This window comes from Bradyrhizobium sp., from assembly GCF_035935975.1.
In the GTDB taxonomy this organism is placed as follows: Bacteria; Pseudomonadota; Alphaproteobacteria; order Rhizobiales; family Xanthobacteraceae; genus Bradyrhizobium.
In genome coordinates, this window is sequence record NZ_DASYWN010000055.1 from 169857 (window position 1) to 188870 (window position 19014).

Annotated in this window: 18 protein-coding genes; 7 read left to right on the top strand and 11 right to left on the bottom strand. The window is 64.9% G+C overall.

Features of this window, described 5'->3' with window-relative positions; all coding sequences use genetic code 11:
• Positions 1–23: 23 nt before the first annotated feature.
• The 9 genes from VGR99_RS34375 to pncA form a co-directional block, all read right to left on the bottom strand.
• Complete coding sequence (locus VGR99_RS34375; RefSeq protein WP_326904391.1) at positions 24–884, bottom strand: ABC transporter permease; 861 nt, start codon at positions 882–884, stop codon at positions 24–26.
• Positions 881–1810, bottom strand: a complete 930-nt coding sequence (locus VGR99_RS34380; RefSeq protein ID WP_326904392.1) for an ABC transporter permease — start codon at positions 1808–1810, stop codon at positions 881–883. Before VGR99_RS34380 ends, VGR99_RS34375 begins: the two co-directional genes overlap by 4 nt.
• Entirely contained in the window at positions 1810–2802 is a 993-nt protein-coding gene (locus tag VGR99_RS34385) for an ABC transporter ATP-binding protein (protein ID WP_326904393.1), read from the bottom strand. Before VGR99_RS34385 ends, VGR99_RS34380 begins: the two co-directional genes overlap by 1 nt.
• On the bottom strand, positions 2799–3782 hold the full coding sequence (locus VGR99_RS34390; protein WP_326904394.1) for an ABC transporter ATP-binding protein: 984 nt from the start codon (positions 3780–3782) through the stop codon (positions 2799–2801). The genes VGR99_RS34385 and VGR99_RS34390 overlap by 4 nt, the downstream gene beginning before the upstream one ends.
• 3 nt (positions 3783–3785) lie before the next feature.
• On the bottom strand, positions 3786–5423 hold the full coding sequence (locus tag VGR99_RS34395; protein ID WP_326904395.1) for an ABC transporter substrate-binding protein: 1638 nt from the start codon (positions 5421–5423) through the stop codon (positions 3786–3788).
• Between the two features lie 30 nt (positions 5424–5453).
• Positions 5454–6269: a sugar phosphate isomerase/epimerase family protein gene (locus VGR99_RS34400; protein WP_326904396.1), complete on the bottom strand. Its 816-nt coding sequence runs from the start codon at positions 6267–6269 to the stop codon at positions 5454–5456.
• 498 nt (positions 6270–6767) lie between these two features.
• Complete coding sequence (locus VGR99_RS34405) at positions 6768–8801, bottom strand: NAD(+) synthase (protein WP_326904397.1); 2034 nt, start codon at positions 8799–8801, stop codon at positions 6768–6770.
• 166 nt (positions 8802–8967) lie between these two features.
• Positions 8968–10083 carry an alpha/beta fold hydrolase gene (locus tag VGR99_RS34410; protein WP_326904398.1) on the bottom strand — a complete coding sequence of 372 codons (1116 nt, stop codon included), beginning with the start codon at positions 10081–10083 and terminating at the stop codon, positions 8968–8970.
• 46 nt (positions 10084–10129) lie between these two features.
• Entirely contained in the window at positions 10130–10774 is a 645-nt protein-coding gene (gene pncA, locus VGR99_RS34415) for a bifunctional nicotinamidase/pyrazinamidase (protein WP_326904584.1), read from the bottom strand.
• A gap of 255 nt (positions 10775–11029) precedes the next feature.
• Between pncA and glk the strand changes: the two genes are divergently transcribed.
• From glk to VGR99_RS34430, 3 genes are all read left to right on the top strand, one after another.
• The gene (gene glk, locus VGR99_RS34420; RefSeq protein ID WP_326904399.1) at positions 11030–12004 is read left to right on the top strand and encodes a glucokinase; all 975 of its coding nucleotides are present in this window, start codon (positions 11030–11032) and stop codon (positions 12002–12004) included.
• Between the two features lie 136 nt (positions 12005–12140).
• The gene (locus VGR99_RS34425; protein ID WP_326904400.1) at positions 12141–12344 is read left to right on the top strand and encodes a hypothetical protein; all 204 of its coding nucleotides are present in this window, start codon (positions 12141–12143) and stop codon (positions 12342–12344) included.
• Between the two features lie 146 nt (positions 12345–12490).
• Positions 12491–12646 (top strand): hypothetical protein, encoded by a 156-nt coding sequence (locus tag VGR99_RS34430; protein WP_326904401.1) that lies wholly within the window; start codon positions 12491–12493, stop codon positions 12644–12646.
• A 93-nt stretch (positions 12647–12739) separates the two neighbouring features.
• Here VGR99_RS34430 and VGR99_RS34435 read toward each other — a convergent pair whose 3' ends face one another.
• Positions 12740–13117: a response regulator gene (locus VGR99_RS34435; RefSeq protein WP_326904402.1), complete on the bottom strand. Its 378-nt coding sequence runs from the start codon at positions 13115–13117 to the stop codon at positions 12740–12742.
• Positions 13118–13228: 111 nt separating this feature from the next.
• Positions 13229–14056: a Spy/CpxP family protein refolding chaperone gene (locus VGR99_RS34440; RefSeq protein ID WP_326904403.1), complete on the bottom strand. Its 828-nt coding sequence runs from the start codon at positions 14054–14056 to the stop codon at positions 13229–13231.
• Positions 14057–14561: 505 nt separating this feature from the next.
• Between VGR99_RS34440 and VGR99_RS34445 the strand changes: the two genes are divergently transcribed.
• The 4 genes from VGR99_RS34445 (at position 14562) to VGR99_RS34460 (ending at position 19002) form a co-directional block, all read left to right on the top strand.
• A complete protein-coding gene (locus VGR99_RS34445) occupies positions 14562–15902 on the top strand; it encodes an ABC transporter substrate-binding protein (RefSeq protein WP_326904404.1) in 1341 nt (446 codons plus the stop codon).
• 146 nt (positions 15903–16048) lie between these two features.
• Positions 16049–16990 (top strand): sugar ABC transporter permease, encoded by a 942-nt coding sequence (locus VGR99_RS34450; RefSeq protein WP_326904405.1) that lies wholly within the window; start codon positions 16049–16051, stop codon positions 16988–16990.
• Positions 16990–17895 carry a carbohydrate ABC transporter permease gene (locus tag VGR99_RS34455; protein WP_326904406.1) on the top strand — a complete coding sequence of 302 codons (906 nt, stop codon included), beginning with the start codon at positions 16990–16992 and terminating at the stop codon, positions 17893–17895. The genes VGR99_RS34450 and VGR99_RS34455 overlap by 1 nt, the downstream gene beginning before the upstream one ends.
• Before the next feature lie 6 nt (positions 17896–17901).
• On the top strand, positions 17902–19002 hold the full coding sequence (locus tag VGR99_RS34460) for a sn-glycerol-3-phosphate ABC transporter ATP-binding protein UgpC (RefSeq protein WP_326904407.1): 1101 nt from the start codon (positions 17902–17904) through the stop codon (positions 19000–19002).
• Positions 19003–19014 lie beyond the last annotated feature (12 nt).

Genomic DNA, 19014 nt, shown 5'->3' on the forward strand with positions numbered 1-19014 from the left:
GGCGGCAAATCAAGCCAGTCGCGCTATTGCAGCGTCGGATCCAATCGGTCGCGCAGCCAGTCGCCGATCACGGAGACCGCCAGCGTGGTCACCACGATCGTGGTGGCCGGCGCCAGCATGATCCAGGGCGCCCGGGTCAGGTACTCACGGCCATAGCCGACCATGTTGCCGAGGCTGGTCATCGGCGGCTGCACGCCGAGGCCAAGGAAGGACAGGCCCGATTCCATCAGGATCACCTCGGGGAAGACCAGCGTGGTCGAGACGATCAGGGTCGAGGCGATGTTGGGCAGGATGTGCCTGAGGTAGATCCGCGACGGCGTCGCCCCCAGCTGGCGGACCGCGGCGGCGTAACCCTGCGCATTGGCGGAGATGGCGAGGCCGCGGGCGATGCGGGCGTAGCGCTCCCAGCCGAAAAGGCCCATCAGTCCAATGAGAAGCGGCAGCGAATTGCCAAAGAAGGCGAGCACCGCGAGCGCCATGATCAGGAACGGCATGCTGGCCTGGAAGTCGGTCAGCATCAGCACGAGCTGCTCGACGGCCCCGCGAAAATGCGCGGCGAGAAAGCCGAGCGTGGTGCCGACGATCGCCGAGATCGCCGTTGCGCCGAAGGCGATCAGCAGCGAGATGCGGATCGAGACGAGCAGCCGCGACAGCACGTCGCGGCCGAGCTCGTCAGTGCCGAGCCAGTGCGCGACATTACCGGGCGCGGAGAGCCGGTTACGCAGGTCGAGCTGCGTGAAACTGTAGGGCGCGATCTTCTCGGCGAAGGCCGCAATCACCAGCATCGCGACGATCCAGGTGATCGCGAGTGCCACCGAGACAGGGATCGCCGGAAAGCTGATACGGCGGCGAACGGCGCTGTCCTTCAACGTCGCGTCGGTCATGCGTGCGCTCCCTTGGCGCGCAGCCGCGGATCGAGGAAACCGTAGAGGAAGTCGACGACCAGGTTGGACGTGACCATGGTCATCGCCACCAGCAGCAGGATGCATTGCACGACGGCGAGGTCGCGGTTGGCAACGGCGACGACGAGCAGGCGCCCTACTCCCGGCCATGCAAACACGCTCTCAACCACGACCGCACCCGCGATCAGTGTGCCCACCATGAAGCCGAGAATGGTGACGGTCGGGATCGCCGCATTCGGTAGCGCATGCGACGTCACCACCTTGCGCCACGGCACGCCCTTGGCCGAGGCGGTGCGGATATAGGGCTGGCCCAGCACCTCCAGCATGGCGCTGCGGGTGAAGCGCGCCAGCACGGCGGCGCCGCCGAGGCTGAGCGTCGCAATCGGCAGGATGGCGTGACGCCAGCTGTCCTGTCCGCCCGACGGCAGCCAGCCGAGTTGCACGGCGAAGACGAGAACCAGGATCAGCGCGAGCACGAAGCTCGGGACGGTAAATCCGGCGACCGCCGTCATCATCACGGCACGGTCGATTCCCGAACCGCGATGGAGCGCGGCGTAGATGCCGGCGGGAATGCCGAGTGCGATCTTGAAGAAAAAGGCCGGGAGCGTGAGCGCCAATGTTGCCGGAATGCGCTCCAGCACGAGCTCGATCGCGGGCCGTCCGTCGCGCATGGAGCGGCCGAGCTCGCCCTTGGCGATGGCGCCGAAGTAATCGAGATACTGGAACCAGATGGGATCATCGAGGCCCCAGGCCTTGCGGAAGGCCGCGAGGACTTCCGGCGGCGCTTCCGGTCCCAAAATCATCAGCGCGGGATCGCCGGAGAGACGCAGAACGACGAAGGCGAAGGTGACGACGAGCACGATCGTGAGCGCCGCGCGTCCGATCCGAATGGCGAAATAGCGTCCCATCAGGCCGCGTCCCGGGTTTCGGCCTGCGGCCCCGTCACGAGATGGCAGGCGACCTGCCTGTCACCGCCAACGGCGGACAGCGCGGGTACCTCGCGCGCGCAACGCGCGATGGCGCGCGGGCAACGCGGATGGAAGGCGCAGCCTTGGGGACGCGCCGCCGGGTTCGGCGGATCGCCAGCAAGCACGATGCGGCCCGCGCTGCGACGGCCCGGTGCGGGCGATGCCGAGACCAGCGCCTGCGTGTAGGGATGCTCGGGACGCGCGAAGAGATCGTCTGCGCTGCCAACCTCGACGATGCGGCCGAGATACATCACGGCGACGACGTTGCTGATCTGCCTGACGACGCGGAGATCGTGACTGATGAACAGCAGCGTCAGCGACAGCTGCGCCTGGAGATCGCAAAGCAGGTTCACCACCTGCGCCTGGATCGAGACGTCCAGCGCGCTGACCGGCTCATCGCAGACGAGGAAATCGGGTTGTGTCGCGAGCGCCCGCGCCAGCACGATGCGCTGACGCTGCCCGCCCGACAACGCACCCGGATAGCGGCTGCCATGGGCCGGCGTCAGTTCGACCGCACGCAGCAATTCGCGCACGCGGTCCTCGCGCTCGGCCGATGTGCCGAGGCCGTGAATGTCCAGGGGCTCGCGGATCTGGGTTGCCACCGGCAGACGCCGGTCCAGCGCACCCAACGGATCCTGGAAGATCATCTGCATGCGTGCCCGCTGCGCGCGCCAGGCCTGCGTCCCCAGCGCCGCCATCGGCTTGCCATTGAACCGCACCTCGCCGCGATCGGGCGGCTCGAGGCCGAGCACGATACGGCCGGTGGTCGATTTGCCCGAACCGGACTCGCCGACAAGGCCGAGCGTTTCGCCCTTGGGGATCGTCAACGAAACGCCGTCGACGGCATGCACGGCCGTGCTGCGGCCGAACATTCCGGAGCGCATGGAATAGCTGCGCGAGATCGAGGACACCTCGACGAGCGGCGGGCTCATTCGGCGGCGATCCCGAGCAGCGCGCGGCGCGAAGCTTCAGCGCGGATGCAGGCAACGGCGCGATCGTCCGCAATGGGCGCAAGGCTTGGCGCCGCAAGGCCGCACGGCTCGGCCGCCAGCGCGCAGCGCGGCGCGAAGGCGCAGCCGCTTGGCATGTGCGCGGGGTCGGGCACGGTGCCGGGAATGGCGGTGAGACGGCGGCGCGGGCCGTCGAGCGGCGGCAGCGCGCCGATCAGGCCCTGCGCATAGGGGTGCACGGGATCGGCGAAGAGCTGGTTGCTGGGCGCCTGCTCGACGATGCGGCCGGCATACATCACGGCGACGCGGTCGCAGTTTTCCGCGACGACGCCAAGATCGTGGCTGATCAGAACCATCGCCATGCTCATCTCGCGGCGGATGGTGGAGAGCAGTTCCAGGATCTGCGCCTGGATGGTGGCATCGAGCGCCGTGGTCGGCTCGTCCGCGATCAGCACGTCAGGGTTTCCGGCGAGCGCCATCGCGATCATGATGCGCTGGACCTGGCCGCCGGAGAATTCGTGCGGATAGGCGGAAAGCCGCCGCGCCGCGTCGGGAATGCCGACCAGATTGAGCAGCTGCAGCGCCTCGGCCTTCACCGCCTCGCCCGAGAGATCGCAATGCAAGGCCAGCGCCTCGCAAAGCTGCTTGCGGATGGTCAGCACCGGATTGAGCGCGCTCGCCGGATCCTGAAAGATCATGGCAACCCGCCCGCCCCTGACCTGGTCGAGCTCGGACGCCGGTGCGCCGAGGAGTTCGCGTCCGTCGAGACGGACGGAGCCCGAGACCTTTGCATGCCGTGGCAGCAAACCGAGCGCGGCGAGCCATGTCACCGACTTGCCGGAGCCGGACTCGCCGACGAGGCCCAAGGCCTCGCCCTTGCCAAGAGCGAGATCGACGCCGCGCAGGACCGGCACGCCGTTGAAGGCGACGCTGAGACCCTGGATGCTGACCAGCGGCGCCACGCCTCAAGCCTCGAAATTGCCGGCGCGGAAATCCATCGCGAATGCCGGCGACGCCTTCCACTTGATCGACTTCGGCTTGGCCGTGAAGGTCGCGTTCTGGTGCAGCACCGTGTAGGCGGGATCCTCGCGCTCGGCGATCTCCAGCATGCGGTGGAACGCCTTCTTGCGGGCGGCGCGGTCGGTCGAGGTCTCCAGGAACTCCGAGAGCTTGTTCAGCTCGGCGTTGGTCCATTCGCCGATCTGCTGCTGCTGGCCGTTCGGCCCGTGCTGGGCAACCAGCGAGGACACCGGATCGTTGAAGGCGGCCGAGTTCGACCAGTCGCGCACGGCGCGGGTCGGCGCGCGCTCCATGATCTGCGACCAGTTCTCCTTGGTCTCGATCTGGACGTTGAGGCCGACCGACTTCCACATCTCGACCAGCACCTGCGCGGTCGCGACCTGGTTGGTGTAGTAGTTGTTGAGCAGGCGATACGGGATCGGATCGCCCTTGTAATTGGCCTGCTTCAGCAGATCCTGCGCGAGCTTGGGATCATAGGCCGGCACGCTCCAATCTGCGTTGAACATGTCGCCGTAGAATTCCCACTGCAGGCCCTTCGGCACGCGGGTGCGGCCCGCCCACAGGCTGTCGACGATGGCCTGGCGGTCGATCGAATGGGTGAAGGCGCGGCGCACCAGGGGATTGGCGAGCACGGCGTGGTTCTTGTCGAACACGGTCAGGCGGTGATTGAGGATGGTGCCGCCCTGCACTTCGAATGCCGCGTTCTTTTCGATGCCGGCGATCTGGTCCGGCGGGATATCGCAGGCGAACTGGTATTCGCCCGACAGGAGGCCGTTGATGCGGCTCGCAACCTCAGGCACTTCGAGGAAACGGATGCGCTTGAGCGGCGGACGGCCGCCCCAATATTCGTCATGGGCTTCGAGCGTCAGCGACACGTCGGGCTTGAGCTCGACGACCTTGTACGGACCGGTCGTAACAGGCTTGCGCGCCCAGTCGAGATAGCTCGCGGACTGCTCCCAGGCGCGGCGATTCATGATGTCGGAGCCGTAGCGCGACAGCCGGCCCTCGATCGTGACGTCGGGCGTCGCGTTGTAGAAGCGCACCGTATATTTGTCGACGGCGTCGACGCGGACGAGGTCGGGCCAGATGCGGCGGGCGACGGCGGGCACGTCAGGCGGCAGCTCCTTGCCCGGACGTGGCGTCGGGATCTTCTCGAAGGCCTGGATGGTCGAGCGGCTCTTGGCCTCGGTCTCGCCGAACATGCGCTCACGGCTGAAGGTGAAGACGACGTCTTCGGCGGTGAGCTCGTCGCCGTTGTGGAACTTGACGCCCTGGCGGAGCTTCACCTCGACGGTCTGGTCGTCGATGCGACGCCATTCGGTGGCAAGGCCCGGCACGGCCTCGAGGCTGCCGCGCCAGTTCTTGGAGATGAGGCCTTCCCAGATCGAGGAGAAGAATACGCGCTCGCCGACATTGGACTGCTCACGCAGCACGTCGAGCACGTTCGAGTTGGTGACCTTCTGCACGGCGATCGTCACCGACGGACGATTGTCGGCCTGCCCGATGGCGAAGCGCGGCAGCAGCAGCGTGCCCGCGGCGGCGCCGCCGGACTTCAGAATGGTGCGACGGGTAAGTTTGGTCATGACAAAGAGCCCTGCCCTGTGTGCTGTCGGTTATTCGGCGAGACCGAGCGCGGCGAGATGGGCTGCGCCGGCGAGAACGTGGTCGTGGTTGCGAAGTTCGAGGATCAGGCGCGGGTTCGAGGTCAGCCGGCCCAGCGCGCGGAACACGGCAACCCACGGGATGTTGCCCTCGCCAGGCGCCCAGTGCCGGTCGGCAAAGCCGTCGGTGTCCTGGAGGTGCACATGCGTCAGCATGTCGCCGGCGGTCTCGACGTAATAATCGACCGGCGGCGCGCCGGTGGAGATGTGGGCGTAGTTGGCATGACCGGTGTCGAGCGAGACGCGGACCTTGCTGCTTTCGAGCGCCTTGGCGAGGCGCACGCGATCGCGCGGATCCTTGTCCTCGATGTTCTCGATGACGATCTCGCAGCCGATCGTCTCAGCGCGCGCGATCACTTCGGCCAGCGTCGCCTTGACGCGCTCGACGATATTGGCGCGGTTATCAGGATAGAGATCGAGATTGTTGTGGTCCCAGGTCGTGAACGGCGAGTGGATCACCATCTGCGTGGCGCCGAGGAATTCGGCTGCGTCCAGGCCCTGAAGCAGGCGCTTGGTCACCGCCTGGCGGATCATCGGATCGTGGCTGTCGATCTTGAAGCCCCAGAACGGACCGTGGATGCCGAGCCGGCCGGTATGGCCCGCGAGCATCTGCTTGATCTCGCCAGCGGCACTCCGCCAGTCGCCGTCGAGCAGATCGGCGCGGAAGAAATCCTGGATTTCGAGGTCGCGTTGCCGTTCGAGAAGCCAGTCACGGTGGGCGGGGATCGACTTGATGGATAGTGCTGCGCCCAACACCGGCTTCGACATGGCTTGCTCCTTGACCGTCAACGATGACAAGGGCAGCGCTAGACCAGTTCAATGACAGGCCCGTGAAATGCACGTTCCGCAGTGCGGACGAGATGTGGACATCCTGTTGGTCGCGTGCATCGAATTCAGGCAGCAGTGATCGCGGCTCATGCAAACCAATGCATCAGCGTGCAGAGACGATCACGGATAAGTCCGTAGTGATCCGGAATGGAATCCTAACCATATCTCGCGTACATCGCGGGACATCGATCGGCGGCCATTCCAAGGGCATCACCCTCTGATCGCGCACCACGGGGTTGGGGGACCACATGGGGCGGGAGATTGAAGGCTGGGGCAAGGTGACGAGGTCCGGACTCCTAGGCACTCCGGACCTCGGAACTTTCAACATCGAACGCAATTTCGCGCCGCCGGCTGTCTCAGCCGCGCGGCGCGAAGTCGTTTTGGGCGCCCTGCCCGATCAGTCTTCCGATCGATCTTGTCAGATCACCTCATGTCAGATCACCTCGGCACGTTCCGCTCGAGATCCTCGAGCCACGCAGCCGCGCTCGAATCCGACGGCGCACGCCAGTCGCCGCGCGGCGACAATGAGCCGCCGGCCGAAACCTTCGGCCCGTTCGGCATCGCCGAGCGCTTGAACTGGCTGAACGCGAAGAAGCGGCGCAGGAACACCTCGAGCCAGCGGCGGATCTCGGGAAGATCGTAGGCCCTGCGCTTGTCGTTCGGGAATGCCGGCGGCCATTCGCCTTTGGCGACGTCCTTCCAGGCATGCTGCGCCATGAAGGCGATCTTGGACGGCCGCATACCGAAGCGCAGCGTGTAGAACAGGTTGAAGTCCTGCAGTTCGTAGGGACCGACGGACGCCTCGGTGCTCTGCGGCTTCTCGCCGGGCTTGACCGGAACCAGCTCGGGCGAGATCTCGGCCGACAGGATCGAGGCCAGCGTCCGGTTGACGTCGTCACTGAACTGCTTCGAGGCGATTACCCACCGGATCAGATGCTGGATCAGCGTCTTCGGCACCCCGGCATTGACATTATAATGCGCCATCTGGTCGCCGACGCCATAAGTGCACCAGCCGAGCGCGAGCTCGGAGAGGTCGCCGGTTCCAATGACGATGCCACCATGATGGTTGGCGAGCCGGAACAGATAATCCGTGCGCAGGCCCGCCTGCACGTTCTCGAACGTGACGTCGTAGACCTTCTCGCCCTTGCCGAAGGGATGACCGATGTCCTTCAACATCTGCGTCGCCGTGGTGCGGATGTCGAGCTCCTGCCAGGTCGTCTGCAACGCCTTCATCAGCGCCAGCGCGTTGGTCTTGCTCTCGCTGCCGGTGGCAAAGCCCGGCATGGTGTAGGCAAGGATGTTCTCGCGCGGCAGGCCGAGCAGGTCGACCGCCTTGGCGGCGACGATCAGGGCGTGGGTGGAATCGAGGCCGCCCGAGACGCCGATCACGACGCGCTTGGTGCCGGTCGCGCGCATGCGCTGCACGAGGCCCGCGACCTGGATGTTGTAGGCCTCGTAGCAATCCTGCTCGAGGAGGCTCTCGTCGCTCGGCACGAACGGGAAGCGCTCGATCTTGCGCAGGAAGCCGATGTCGGCCGCGGGCGGCTTCAGGGCGAAGGTGATGCGTCGATAGAAACCTTCACGCTGCCGGCGATTGTCGTCGAAAGTGCCCATCAGGGCGCGTTCCTGCCTGAGCAGGTCGAGATCGACGTCAGCGGTGGTGATCTGGCCGCCCTGGCGGAACCGCTCGCCCTCGGCCAGTAGTGCGCCATTCTCATAGATCGAGGTCTGGCCGTCCCAGGCGAGATCGGTGGTGGATTCCCCTGCCCCCGCGGCGGAATAGACGTAGGCCGCAAGGCACCTCGCCGAGGTCGACTGGCACAACAGCGCGCGCGACCGCGCCCGGCCGATCGTGATCGGGCTACCCGAGAGATTGATCAGCACGCTGGCGCCGGCGAGCGCCAGCTCCGAGGCCGGCGTCACCGGGATCCACATGTCCTCGCAGATCTCGACGCCGATGGTCAGGCCCGGGACATCCTCGGCCGCAAACAACAGGTCGGTGCCGAACGGCGCGTGCAATCCGCCGAACGCGATCGTCTCGCCTGCGATGCCCGTGCCGGAGGCGAAATGCCGTCCCTCGTAGAACTCGCGATAGGTCGGCAAATAGCTCTTGGGCGCGACGCCGAGCACGTTGCCGCGATGAATCACGACGGCGCAATTGTAGATGCGATGGCCGAAGCGCAGCGGCGCGCCGACGATCAGCACGGTCATCAGCGCCGAGGAGACCTCGACGATCCTGGCAAGGCCGCGCTCGACCGCATCGAGCAGCGGGTCCTGCTTCACCAGGTCTTCGATCGCATAGCCGGACAGGCACAGCTCGGGAAAGACGGCAACCGCGACCGACTGTTCGTGGCAGGCATTGGCCGCCGCCAGGATCGCGGTCGCGTTGGCAGTGGGATCGGCCACATGAGAGGTGGTCACGCAGGCCGCCACGCGGGCAAATCCATGGGCGTAGATCGAGTGGAAAGTCATCCAGTACCCTTAAATCTTCTGGCGGCGATCTCTGGTGGCAATCTCTTGGCGGCCTGCCGCAGCCGTCAGTTCCGGATCATATCTAACCCATGGGCCCCGCCCCGTGCAGGCCATCCGCCATCATGCATAACGGAATTGCGCTCTCGCCGACCCCCCGCCTGCGATGTCAGGCGCTGCGGGCCAGCACGCCGGACAGGTCGTCCCGCAGCCACGCGGCGACCCGGGGCCAGGCATGCGCGTGGGTCCGCGCGCCCATGAACAGGCCGAGATGATTGCTCGGCTCGGAGGCCGCCGCAATGAAGGCGGGCGGTGTGCCGACCAGTCCGGCGGTGGCGAACGCCTGCGCCACCGGGACCACGTCGTCGTCGAGCCCGGCCAGCAGGAAGATCGGCGCCTTGACGTCCTTCAGGTCGATCCGGCGGCCGAGCGCGACGAAATTGCCGCCGGCAATCCGGTTCTCCCGGAAAATCCGGTTGACGATCTCGAGATAGTACGTGCCGGGCAGATCGAGCGTCTCCAAATTCCACTGGTCGAAGCGCGCGAGCAGCGCCACGCTCTCTTCGCCCGCAAGCTCCCTCTGCAAGGCGGCTGCGATATCCTCGCGGCTCGGCGCCTTCGACCAGACGCGCAGCATCTCCTCGCCGCTGACATTGCCGCCGCCGCGCGCGACGAGCTGGTCGTAGACCAGTTCGGGCGCATTGCGGGCGAGCCGAGACAGCGAGGAATCGATCGACAGGTCGACCGGCGCGCCTGCCAGCACCAGCCGCCGCACCTTGGCCGGAAAGCGCGCCGCGTAGAGCAGCGACAGCCAGCCGCCCTGACACAGACCGACGAGATCGACCGGCGCACCGATCTCGTCGATGGCGACGTTGAGATCGGACAGGTAGCTGTCGATCGAGAGATAGCGCATGTCGGGCGTCGCCGAGCGCCAGTCGGTGAGATAGACACGGTCGACGCCGCCATCCTGCAGCGACTGCACCACGCTGTGGCCTGGCGCGAAGTCAGCAATCAAGGCGCGATGCAGCGCTAAGGGCGCGCAGACCAGCGCCGGCTGGCCGGACTGCGTCCGCGCGCAGTCGCGCAGGCGCATGGTCGCAAGCTCGAGCGCCACCGTGCTCGGCGTCGTCCACGGCAGGCAGCAGTCGGAGGACTCGACCGGTCCTCGCTCCATCCACCAGAAACAGGCGTCCATGGCGAGCCGCGCCGCAGTCAACGGCCACAGCATCGGGTCGTCAGGGACGCGATCCGCTCTGCCCGGCTGTTTGCCTGTCTTGTCCGCCAAGTGCTTGTCCGCCAAGTCCTTGTCCACCACGTCTATCTCGCAACTCTCACAGGAATGCCTCGAAGCTGATCACGGAAATACCGAGCTCGGCAAAACTGCGATGCGCCGCCGCCACCGAGCCGCCGAGGTCGATGCCACGGCAGGCGTCCTCGATCACCACGACCTGAAACCCCGCCTTGCGGGCGTCCTCCGCCGAGAAACGGACGCAGAAGTCGAGCGCCAGCCCCGCGACGAAGACGGTCTTCAGCTCGCGTTCGCGCAAATAGCCGAGCAGGCCCGTCGGCGTGGTCTTGTCGTTCTCGAACAGCGCCGAATAGGAATCGATGCCGCGGCGAAAGCCCTTGCGCACCACCAGGCTCGCCCGGGTGACGTCCAGCTCCGCATGGAATGCGGCGCCGGCCGTGCCCTGCACGCAATGCGTTGGCCAGAGCACCTGGGTGCCATAGTCGAGCTCGATGGTCTGGAACGGCTGCCTATCCGTATGGTTCGGCGCAAAAGAGACGTGATCGCGTGGATGCCAGTCCTGGGTCAGCACCACATTGGTGAATTTTTGGGCGATGCGGTTGATGGCCGGCACGACTTTCTCGCCGCCGGGAACGGCGAGCGCCCCGCCGGTGCAGAAGTCGTTCTGCACGTCGATCACCAGCAGCACGTCGCGGTCGGAAATCTTCATCGCAGGGTCCCGCTTCATCGCCCCGGCACGCGGCGCGCCGAACGCTGCCGCCAATGTTGATCTTCCGGCGCGGCTTCGCAACCACCTGCCGCGTGCGGCGAGACCGCGCTACCGGTCAAAGGGGCGTCAGGATGCAACGGTTTGGCCTCGTCCGTGTTGACTAGGCGCAACCAAGGGCGGATTCTCAAACCGTCCGCGAACAGCGGATCGGATCAGGAGCGGAGGTTCCCGAGGGCCGGCAAGGCCGCGGCAGCCACAGGGCCAAGAACAGGCATGAGTATCGGCAAGACAGGACAAATTCTTCTCGCCGATATCGGCGGCACCAATGCGCGCTTCGCGGTGAGCCAAGGCGACCAGATCGGACCGATCGACTATGTGAAGGTGGCCGACTTCCCAACCGTCCGGGAAGCCATCGCCGACGTGCTGGCACGCCGGTCGGGAACTGGGCGCCCTCAACGCGCCGTGCTGGCCGTTGCGGGTCCCGTCACCAACAATCGCTGCGTCATGACCAACAGCCCCTGGGTCATCGACGGCAACGAACTCCAGCCGGCGCTCGGCTTCGACAGCGTCCACGTGCTCAACGATTTCGAGGTGGTGGCTTGGTCCCTGCCTGCCTTGCAGCCCGCCGATCTCATTCCGCTCGGCGGGCAAGACGGTCTCCCCGGCGAACCACTCCTGGTGGTCGGGCCTGGAACCGGCTTTGGCGTCTCCTGCCTGGTCGAACGCCACGGGGCGCGGCTGGCCGTTGTCACTGAAGCGGGACACGCGACCCTGCCGGCGGAGAACGAGCGCGAGGAGCGCGTGATTGCGTGGCTGCGCCGGCGCTTCTCCGGCCATGTCTCGATCGAGCGCGGCGCGCTGTCAGGCTCAGGCCTTCAAAGCCTCTACGAAGCACTGGCGGAGGTCGATGGCGCCCAGGTGCCGCACCGCGACGCGGCCGCCATCACCAAGGCGGCGCTGGACGGTACCTGCCCGATCAGCCTCGCGGCGCTGGAGATGTTCTGCGCCATCCTCGGCTCCGTCGCCGGCAATCTCGCGGTGACCTTCGGCGCGCGCGGCGGTGTCTATATCGCCGGCGGAATCGCGCCGCGCTTTCCGGAATTCCTGGCAGCCTCCGCCTTCCGCGCCCGCTTCGAAGCCAAGGGACGCTTCCAGGATTATCTGCGAAACATCCCGACCCGACTGGTGACGAAACCCGATGCGAGCTTTCTCGGACTGAAGATGTTCGCCGACCACAATCCGGATTGAGACGCGCCCCCGTTGCGGTTCCAGTAATTCACAGCTCATTGCAGCGCGCACGCGGTTCCACGCGGGATCGTGCTTGCCCCATTGTTTCCGATGAGAAACAATCCACGCGTGTGTGGCGTAGTTGCGGGGGCGTGGCATGCGTAAGCAGGATCTGAGTTTCGACTATCACCGCTATCACCGCCTGCTGTCCGAGGCGGACGATGAGGGCAAGCGGCTCGCTCTGATCGAGCTCTTGATCGAGGAAAAGGCGCGGGACCGGCTGGCCGCCCAGCGTGCCTCGGATCGCGCCGCCATGACGGCCCACACCATTGCCAGGGTGCTGAAGAACGGCCGCGGCTGAGACGCGCGACCGCCCCGGCGGCACGCCGTTGATGCGGAGCGATTGCGATTCCGTTAACGATCCCTCGCAAGCTCGTGTCAAACTTTTTGCTCTAAGAGTTCCCTCACCTGATGCAATTCAGGATCAACACAAAGGGGGGAATGAACATGAGCATGATTTCGCTCGCCGCGATGCCGGCTGTCGTCGAAACGCGCATTGCTGATTCTTCGTTCAAGTCCATCTTGCTGCTCTGCTGCGCGGGCCTGGTCGCCTCGTTCGGCCTGATGGCGCGCGGCATCGATCTCAGCGCCGGCCTGATGTAAGGCCATCTCGGATATCTCCAGGAATCAAATGGCCGCCCCTGATGGGCGGCCATTTTCGTTGGCAGTCCTCGCCATCGCCAGCGCGGCCGTCGCTCAGTGCGGCGTCTTCGCGGTGGCTTCCGGAAACAGCGAATCGATCATCGCCTTGAGCTGGTCGATCGAAATCGGCTTGCGCAGGATCGGCCGACGGCGGAGCAAGGATGGCAGCAATTCCGGCCCGTAGCCGGTGGCGAACAGGAACGGCTTGCCGCGGCGCTCGATCAGATCGGCGACGGGATCGACGTAGAGTCCCATCAGATTGATGTCGAGGATGGCGAAATCATATTGCGCGGTCATCGCAAAGGCGCTCGCGTCCCGGACATTGTCCGCTTCCGCGACGACGTGGTGGCCGAGCTCTTCCACCATGTCGGCCATCATCATCCGGATCAACGCCTCGTCTTCGACCAGGAAAACGGAGAGTCCGTCCGCCATATCAACCCCGCAGTCAGCTTGCGAAGCTAATCATAACCGAATTGCGGGGAGGATTCACGAATTCGTGGCGGGCGCCGTTAATTCAGGCGCCCGCAATCCGATTCAACTTGATCAATCCAGGCCACGCTCGTGGCTGAGGCGGACCATCTCCTGGATGAAGACCTGCTTCTGCTTGTCATCGAGGCTCGAATAGAGCGGCTCGGCGGCGTCGGCGACATTGCGCTGGTCGGCGGCCCGGTCGATCAGGAATTGCGACTCGTTGCGCATCTGCTCGATGATGTCGTCGGGCGGATCGCGCTTGGCGCGCGCAATCCGCAGGTTGAGCCGCTCTGCACCATTATGCCCCAGGTAGTGCATCGCGCTGGAGAAGCCGAACCAGTGCTTCTCCTGATCGGGCGTGAGATTCAGCTCGGTCTTGATCCGCTCGATATAGGAATCGCTGTTGGCGACGATCTGCTCGGCGGTCTGCTGCGGCGCGCCGGGCTGAGTGAGGACCGTGACGTCCTTGTTGTCCTTGCTGTCCTGCGGCGATGCGTTCTTGGCTTCCTTGGTCGCCTTGGCGCCCTTGCCCGCCTTGGTGTTCTCCTTGGCGTTCTCCTTGGCGCCCTTGTCCTTGCCGGCGCCCTGCTTGGCGTCCTTGGCCGCATCCTTGCTCGCGTCCTTGCTGGCATCTTTGGCCGCCGGCTGCGCCTGGTTGCCGCTATTGTTGTTGACGCCGAGCACGCCGGTGAAGACGCCGACCACGCCGCCGATCGCACCGCCGAGCACGCCGCCGACCGGCCCCGCCGCCTTGTTCCCGGCCGCCGCTCCGTCCTGAACGCCCTTGACCAAGCCTTGAGCATTCGCCACCGCGGCTGCGCCAAGCAACAGCGCGAGCACCGATCCCAGCGCGAGCCATCGTCGCAGATGAAGCCGCACTGGCGGCGCCGGGTTGATCATTTGGGTCTCCATCGTCGATCTGATTGGTCTTTCGGGTGGAAGCCACCCGCTGGTTGCAACTCTATCGTTTCCGCCGCGCGAAGGTCCAGCCGCAGTCAATTGCTGTCCACGCCCGAAAAGTCTTTCGCGCGAAGCGGTTATGCAAGGCTTATTCGAAACTGCGGCGTAATTGCGCACGGACTGTTCCTCGCGGGCTCGCGCGATGTGTGCGTCGCAAAAGAGACACGCGCGGGCTCCTGTCCGGCGGACGACGTTCAGGGCCCAGCCACGGTTTTCGAGCACAACGTTAGTTCTAGACGTTCGCCATTCGGTTTTCTCGACAGACGCGATCAATCATGATCTGATCGCGCTACCAATTTGCCGCGCGTCGCGTGACTTGCGATCTCAGCAGACGGCATCAACAAGAGACGTCCGAAGAAACGCCAACCAGAAAATCCAAAAACAAACTCAGGGAATGCAAGAGGAAACGACAGAACAATAAAACACACCAAGGCGAGGAAACGAGATGTCACGCAAGACACTGACGCGACGTCAATTTGTAGCTGCCACTGCAATGTCCTCCACGGCGCTGATCGCAGCGCCCTATGTCCGGGGCGCCTACGCCGCCGGCAAACTCTCGATCGGTTTCTGGGACCACTGGGTGCCCGGCGCCAACGACGCCTCCACGGCCCTCGTCAAGGAATGGGGCGAGAAGGAGAAGGTCGAAGTTTCGATCGACTACATCACCAGCAACAACAAGAAGATCGAGCTCACCGCGGCGGCCGAAGCCCAGGCCAAGTCCGGTCACGACATTCTCCAGATGCCGAGCTGGTGGCCGCACGCATATTCGGAGAATCTCGAGCCGCTCAACGACGTCATGGAGCCGCTCATCAAGCAGAACGGCGAAGTCAACGGCACCGTCAAATATCTCGGACAGGCGGGCGGCAAATGGCTCGCGGTGCCGGCCACGCCGGGAAGCCAGATCAAGGGCCCCTGCTCCCGCATCGATCTCATGAAGAAGCACGCAGGGATCGACGTGCAGGAGATGTATCCGGCCGGCGGCCCGCCAAAGGACGACACCTGGACCATGGAAACCTTCCTGAAGGCGGCGGAAGCCTGCCAGAAGGCCGGCTTCCCGTTCGGCATCGGTCTCGGCGAGACCACCGACAGCGTCGACACCGCGGGCGCGATCTTCCAGTCGTTCGGCGCCGAGCTCGTCAATGCCAAGGGCGACGTTACGGTCAAGACCGACGCTGTGCGGCAGGCACTCGAATTCTACAAGAAGCTGATCGCCGTGCTGCCGCCGGATGCGCCGTCCTGGGACGACGCCTCCAACAACAAATGGCTCATTTCGGGCCGCGGCGCGCTGATCCTGAACCCGCCGAGCGCCTGGGCGGTTGCCAAGCGCGACGCGCCGCAGGTCGCCGAGCAGTGCTGGACGCACGGCATGCCCTCAGGTCCAAAGGGCCGCTTCGCGCCGTTCCTGCCCTATTTCTGGGGCGTCTGGAGTTTCGGGAAGAACAAGGAGGCGGCCAAGAGCCTGCTCATCCATCTGTCGTCGCCCGCGGCAATTGAGAAGTTCGTGGTGGCGAGCGGCGGGTACGATCTCCCGGCCTACGCGAACATGACCAAGTTCAAGACCTGGGCCGAGGAAGGGCCCCCGAAGGGTACGCTGTTCCACTATCCGGATCCCTACAAGCGTCAGACGCTGTCCATCGCTGCGTCACCGGCACCGCCCAAGATCGCACAGCAGATCTACTTCCAGGCCACGCTGACCAAGATGGCGCTGCGCTTTGCGCAAGGAGAGAAGATGGAAACGGCGCTCGCCTGGGCCGAAGGCGAGTGCGAGGGCTTCATGCGGACCTGAACCGGGTGTGTGCCTTGGCGGTTCATGCCTTCGGGCGTGAGCCGCCGGGGCGCATCCCGATTCCGTCCGCATGGCAGTGAGGCCGACCGGGTCGCCGGCCTCATCTTTCGCTTCTGCAAGAGAGCTTGATTCAGAAGGTTTGACTCATGGCCGAAGTCGTCGTTGAGCAAGGTCGTCTCGCCCGTGCTGCCCGTTCGCGCAAGAAAGGCTCCAGCCTGCGTAATGTGCTGGGCCGGAAATCGACCGTGGCGTTCTTCCTGACGCTGCCGCTGATCATCCTGATCGCGATGCTCGTGCTCTATCCCGCCTTCTATTCGCTCTATCTGGCGACGCTGAACAAGGCGATGACGAAATTCGTCGGCTTCGGCAATTTCACCTTCCTGTTCAAGCGCGAAACGTTCTGGATGGTGGTGAAGCAATCCTGCATCTTTGCGATCACCGCCGTGATCTTCAAGGCGCTGATCGGCTTCATCGTCGCGCATTTCGTCCACAACATTCCCGGCAAGAAGCAGCGCAAATGGCGCGGCATGCTGCTGGTGCCCTGGGTGATTCCGCCGGCGATGAGCACGCTGGCCTGGCTGTGGCTGTTCGATCCCTCCTACAGCGCCTTCAACTACACGCTCTCCTTCTTCGGCGTCGGTCCGATCCCCTGGCTCGGCGACACCTTCTGGGCGCGCTTCTCCGTCATCCTCGTCAATGTCTGGTACGGCGCGCCGTTCTTCCTGATCATGTATCTCGCCGCGCTGAAATCGGTCCCCGACCAGCTCTACGAGGCGGCCGCGATCGACGGCGCCAATTGGTGGCAGCGGATCTGGTACGTTACGCTGCCGATGATGCGCAACATCATCGCCATCACCACGCTGTTCTCGCTGATCGTCACCTTCGCCAATTTCGACATCGTGCGCATCCTGACCTCGGGCGGACCGCTGGATACGACGCATCTGTTCGCCACCTGGGCATTCCAGGTCGGCATCCAGAGCAGCGACATTCCGCTCGGCGCCTGCGTCTCGCTGTTCATGGTGCCGATCCTCGCTGTCGCGGCGATCTTCATCCTGCGCGATGTCAATAAACGTGGGAACGAAGCCTGATGAGCACGCTCGCAATCGACAAGGCCGGACCAACCCGCAAACTCGGCAGCATGAGCCGGGACCGCACCTGGGCGCTGCGCTGGTCCTATTTCTTCCTGGTGCTGTTCGCGATCTTCTTCCTGACGCCGCCGGCCTACATGCTGATCACCTCGCTCAAGAGCAGCGCGGAGATTTCGGCGGCGACCAATCCATGGTGGGTGTTTCACCCCACTTTGTCGAACTATGTCGAGCTGCTGACCTCGAACCAGTTCCTGCGCTTCTTCTGGAATTCGGCGATCATCTCGATCACGGTCGTGATCGTCACGATGCTGATCAGCATCCCTGCGGCGTTCGCGCTGGCGCGGATGAAGTTCTGGGGCTCGGCGACGCTCGCGACCGGCGTGTTCCTGACCTACCTGATCCCGGACAGCCTTCTGTTCATTCCGCTGTTCAAGATGCTCGCGGTCGTCCAGGAGTTCACCGGCATCACCCTGCTCAACCGCTGGTACGTGCTGGTGTTCATCTATCCGACCCTGACGGTGCCGTTCTGCACCTGGATCATGATCGGCTATTTCGCCTCGATCCCGAAGGAGCTCGACGAAGCCGCCCTCATCGACGGCGCCTCCTGGCTGCAGACGCTGACGCGGATCTTCATTCCGGTCGCACTGCCCGGGCTGATCGCCGCGACCATCTTCGCCTTCACGGTGTCCTGGGCCCAGTTCCTCTATCCCCTGGTGTTCACGACGTCGGTCGACCAGCTCGTGCTGCCGGTCGGCATCACCACCACGCTGATCAAGGGCGACGTGTTCAACTGGGGACAGATCATGACCGGCGCGCTGCTCGGCGCCGCGCCGCCGCTGATCATCTACGCCTTCCTGATGGACTACTACATTGCCGGCCTGACCGCCGGCGCGACAAAGGGTTGATGTCTCATGGCTGACGTTGCATTGCGGAAGGTGGTCAAGCGTTACGACGATGTCGAGGCCGTGCGCGGCATCGACCTGGATATCGCCGACCATGAGTTCATCGTGCTGGTCGGCCCCTCCGGCTGCGGCAAGTCGACCACGCTGCGCATGATCGCGGGCCTCGAGGACATCAGCGACGGCGACATCATGATCGGCGGCGACGTCGTCAACGACGTGCCGCCGAAGGATCGCGACATCGCGATGGTGTTCCAGAACTACGCGCTCTACCCGCACATGACGGTCGCCGAGAACATGTCGTTCGGGCTGCGTCTGAAGCACTATCCCAAGGCCGAGATCAAGGCGCGGGTGACGGAGGCGGCCCGCCTGCTCGACATCACCGATCTGATCGACCGCAAGCCGAAGCAACTCTCCGGCGGCCAGCGCCAGCGCGTCGCGATGGGGCGTGCCATCGTGCGCAATCCGAAGGTTTTCCTGTTCGACGAGCCGCTGTCCAATCTCGACGCCAAGCTGCGCGTGCAGATGCGGATCGAGATCAAGAAGGTGCACCAGAAGGTGCGCACCACCACGGTCTACGTCACCCACGACCAGGTCGAGGCGATGACGCTCGCGGACCGCGTGGTGGTCATGAACAAGGGCCGCATCGAGCAGATCGGCACGCCGAACGAGCTCTATCACAAGCCGGCCACGCGCTTCGTCGCGGGCTTCATCGGCTCGCCAGCGATGAACTTCATTCCGTGCCGGCTGGAGGACGCCGGTGGCGCGCTGCAGATCCGCCTCACCGACCGCATCGCCTTTGCGCTGCCGCCGGCCCGCGCGGCCCGCTACAACGCGCTGCCGCGCACCGACAAGCTTTTGCTCGGCCTCCGGCCGGAGCATCTCACCGAAGCGCATGCCCATCTGGGCCCGGGGGTCGAGACCTTCGACACCGTACTCGATGTCACCGAGCCGATGGGGATGGAGACCCTGGTCTATTTCGGGCTCGACGGCACGCCGGTCTGCGGCCGCGTCGATCCCAATGCCGGCGCTACGGACGGGGCTCCCATGCGTTTGGCGATGGACCTCAACAATATGCACCTGCTAAACGAAGAGACCGGCGTCGTGCTGTGACGCCGGCTCAAG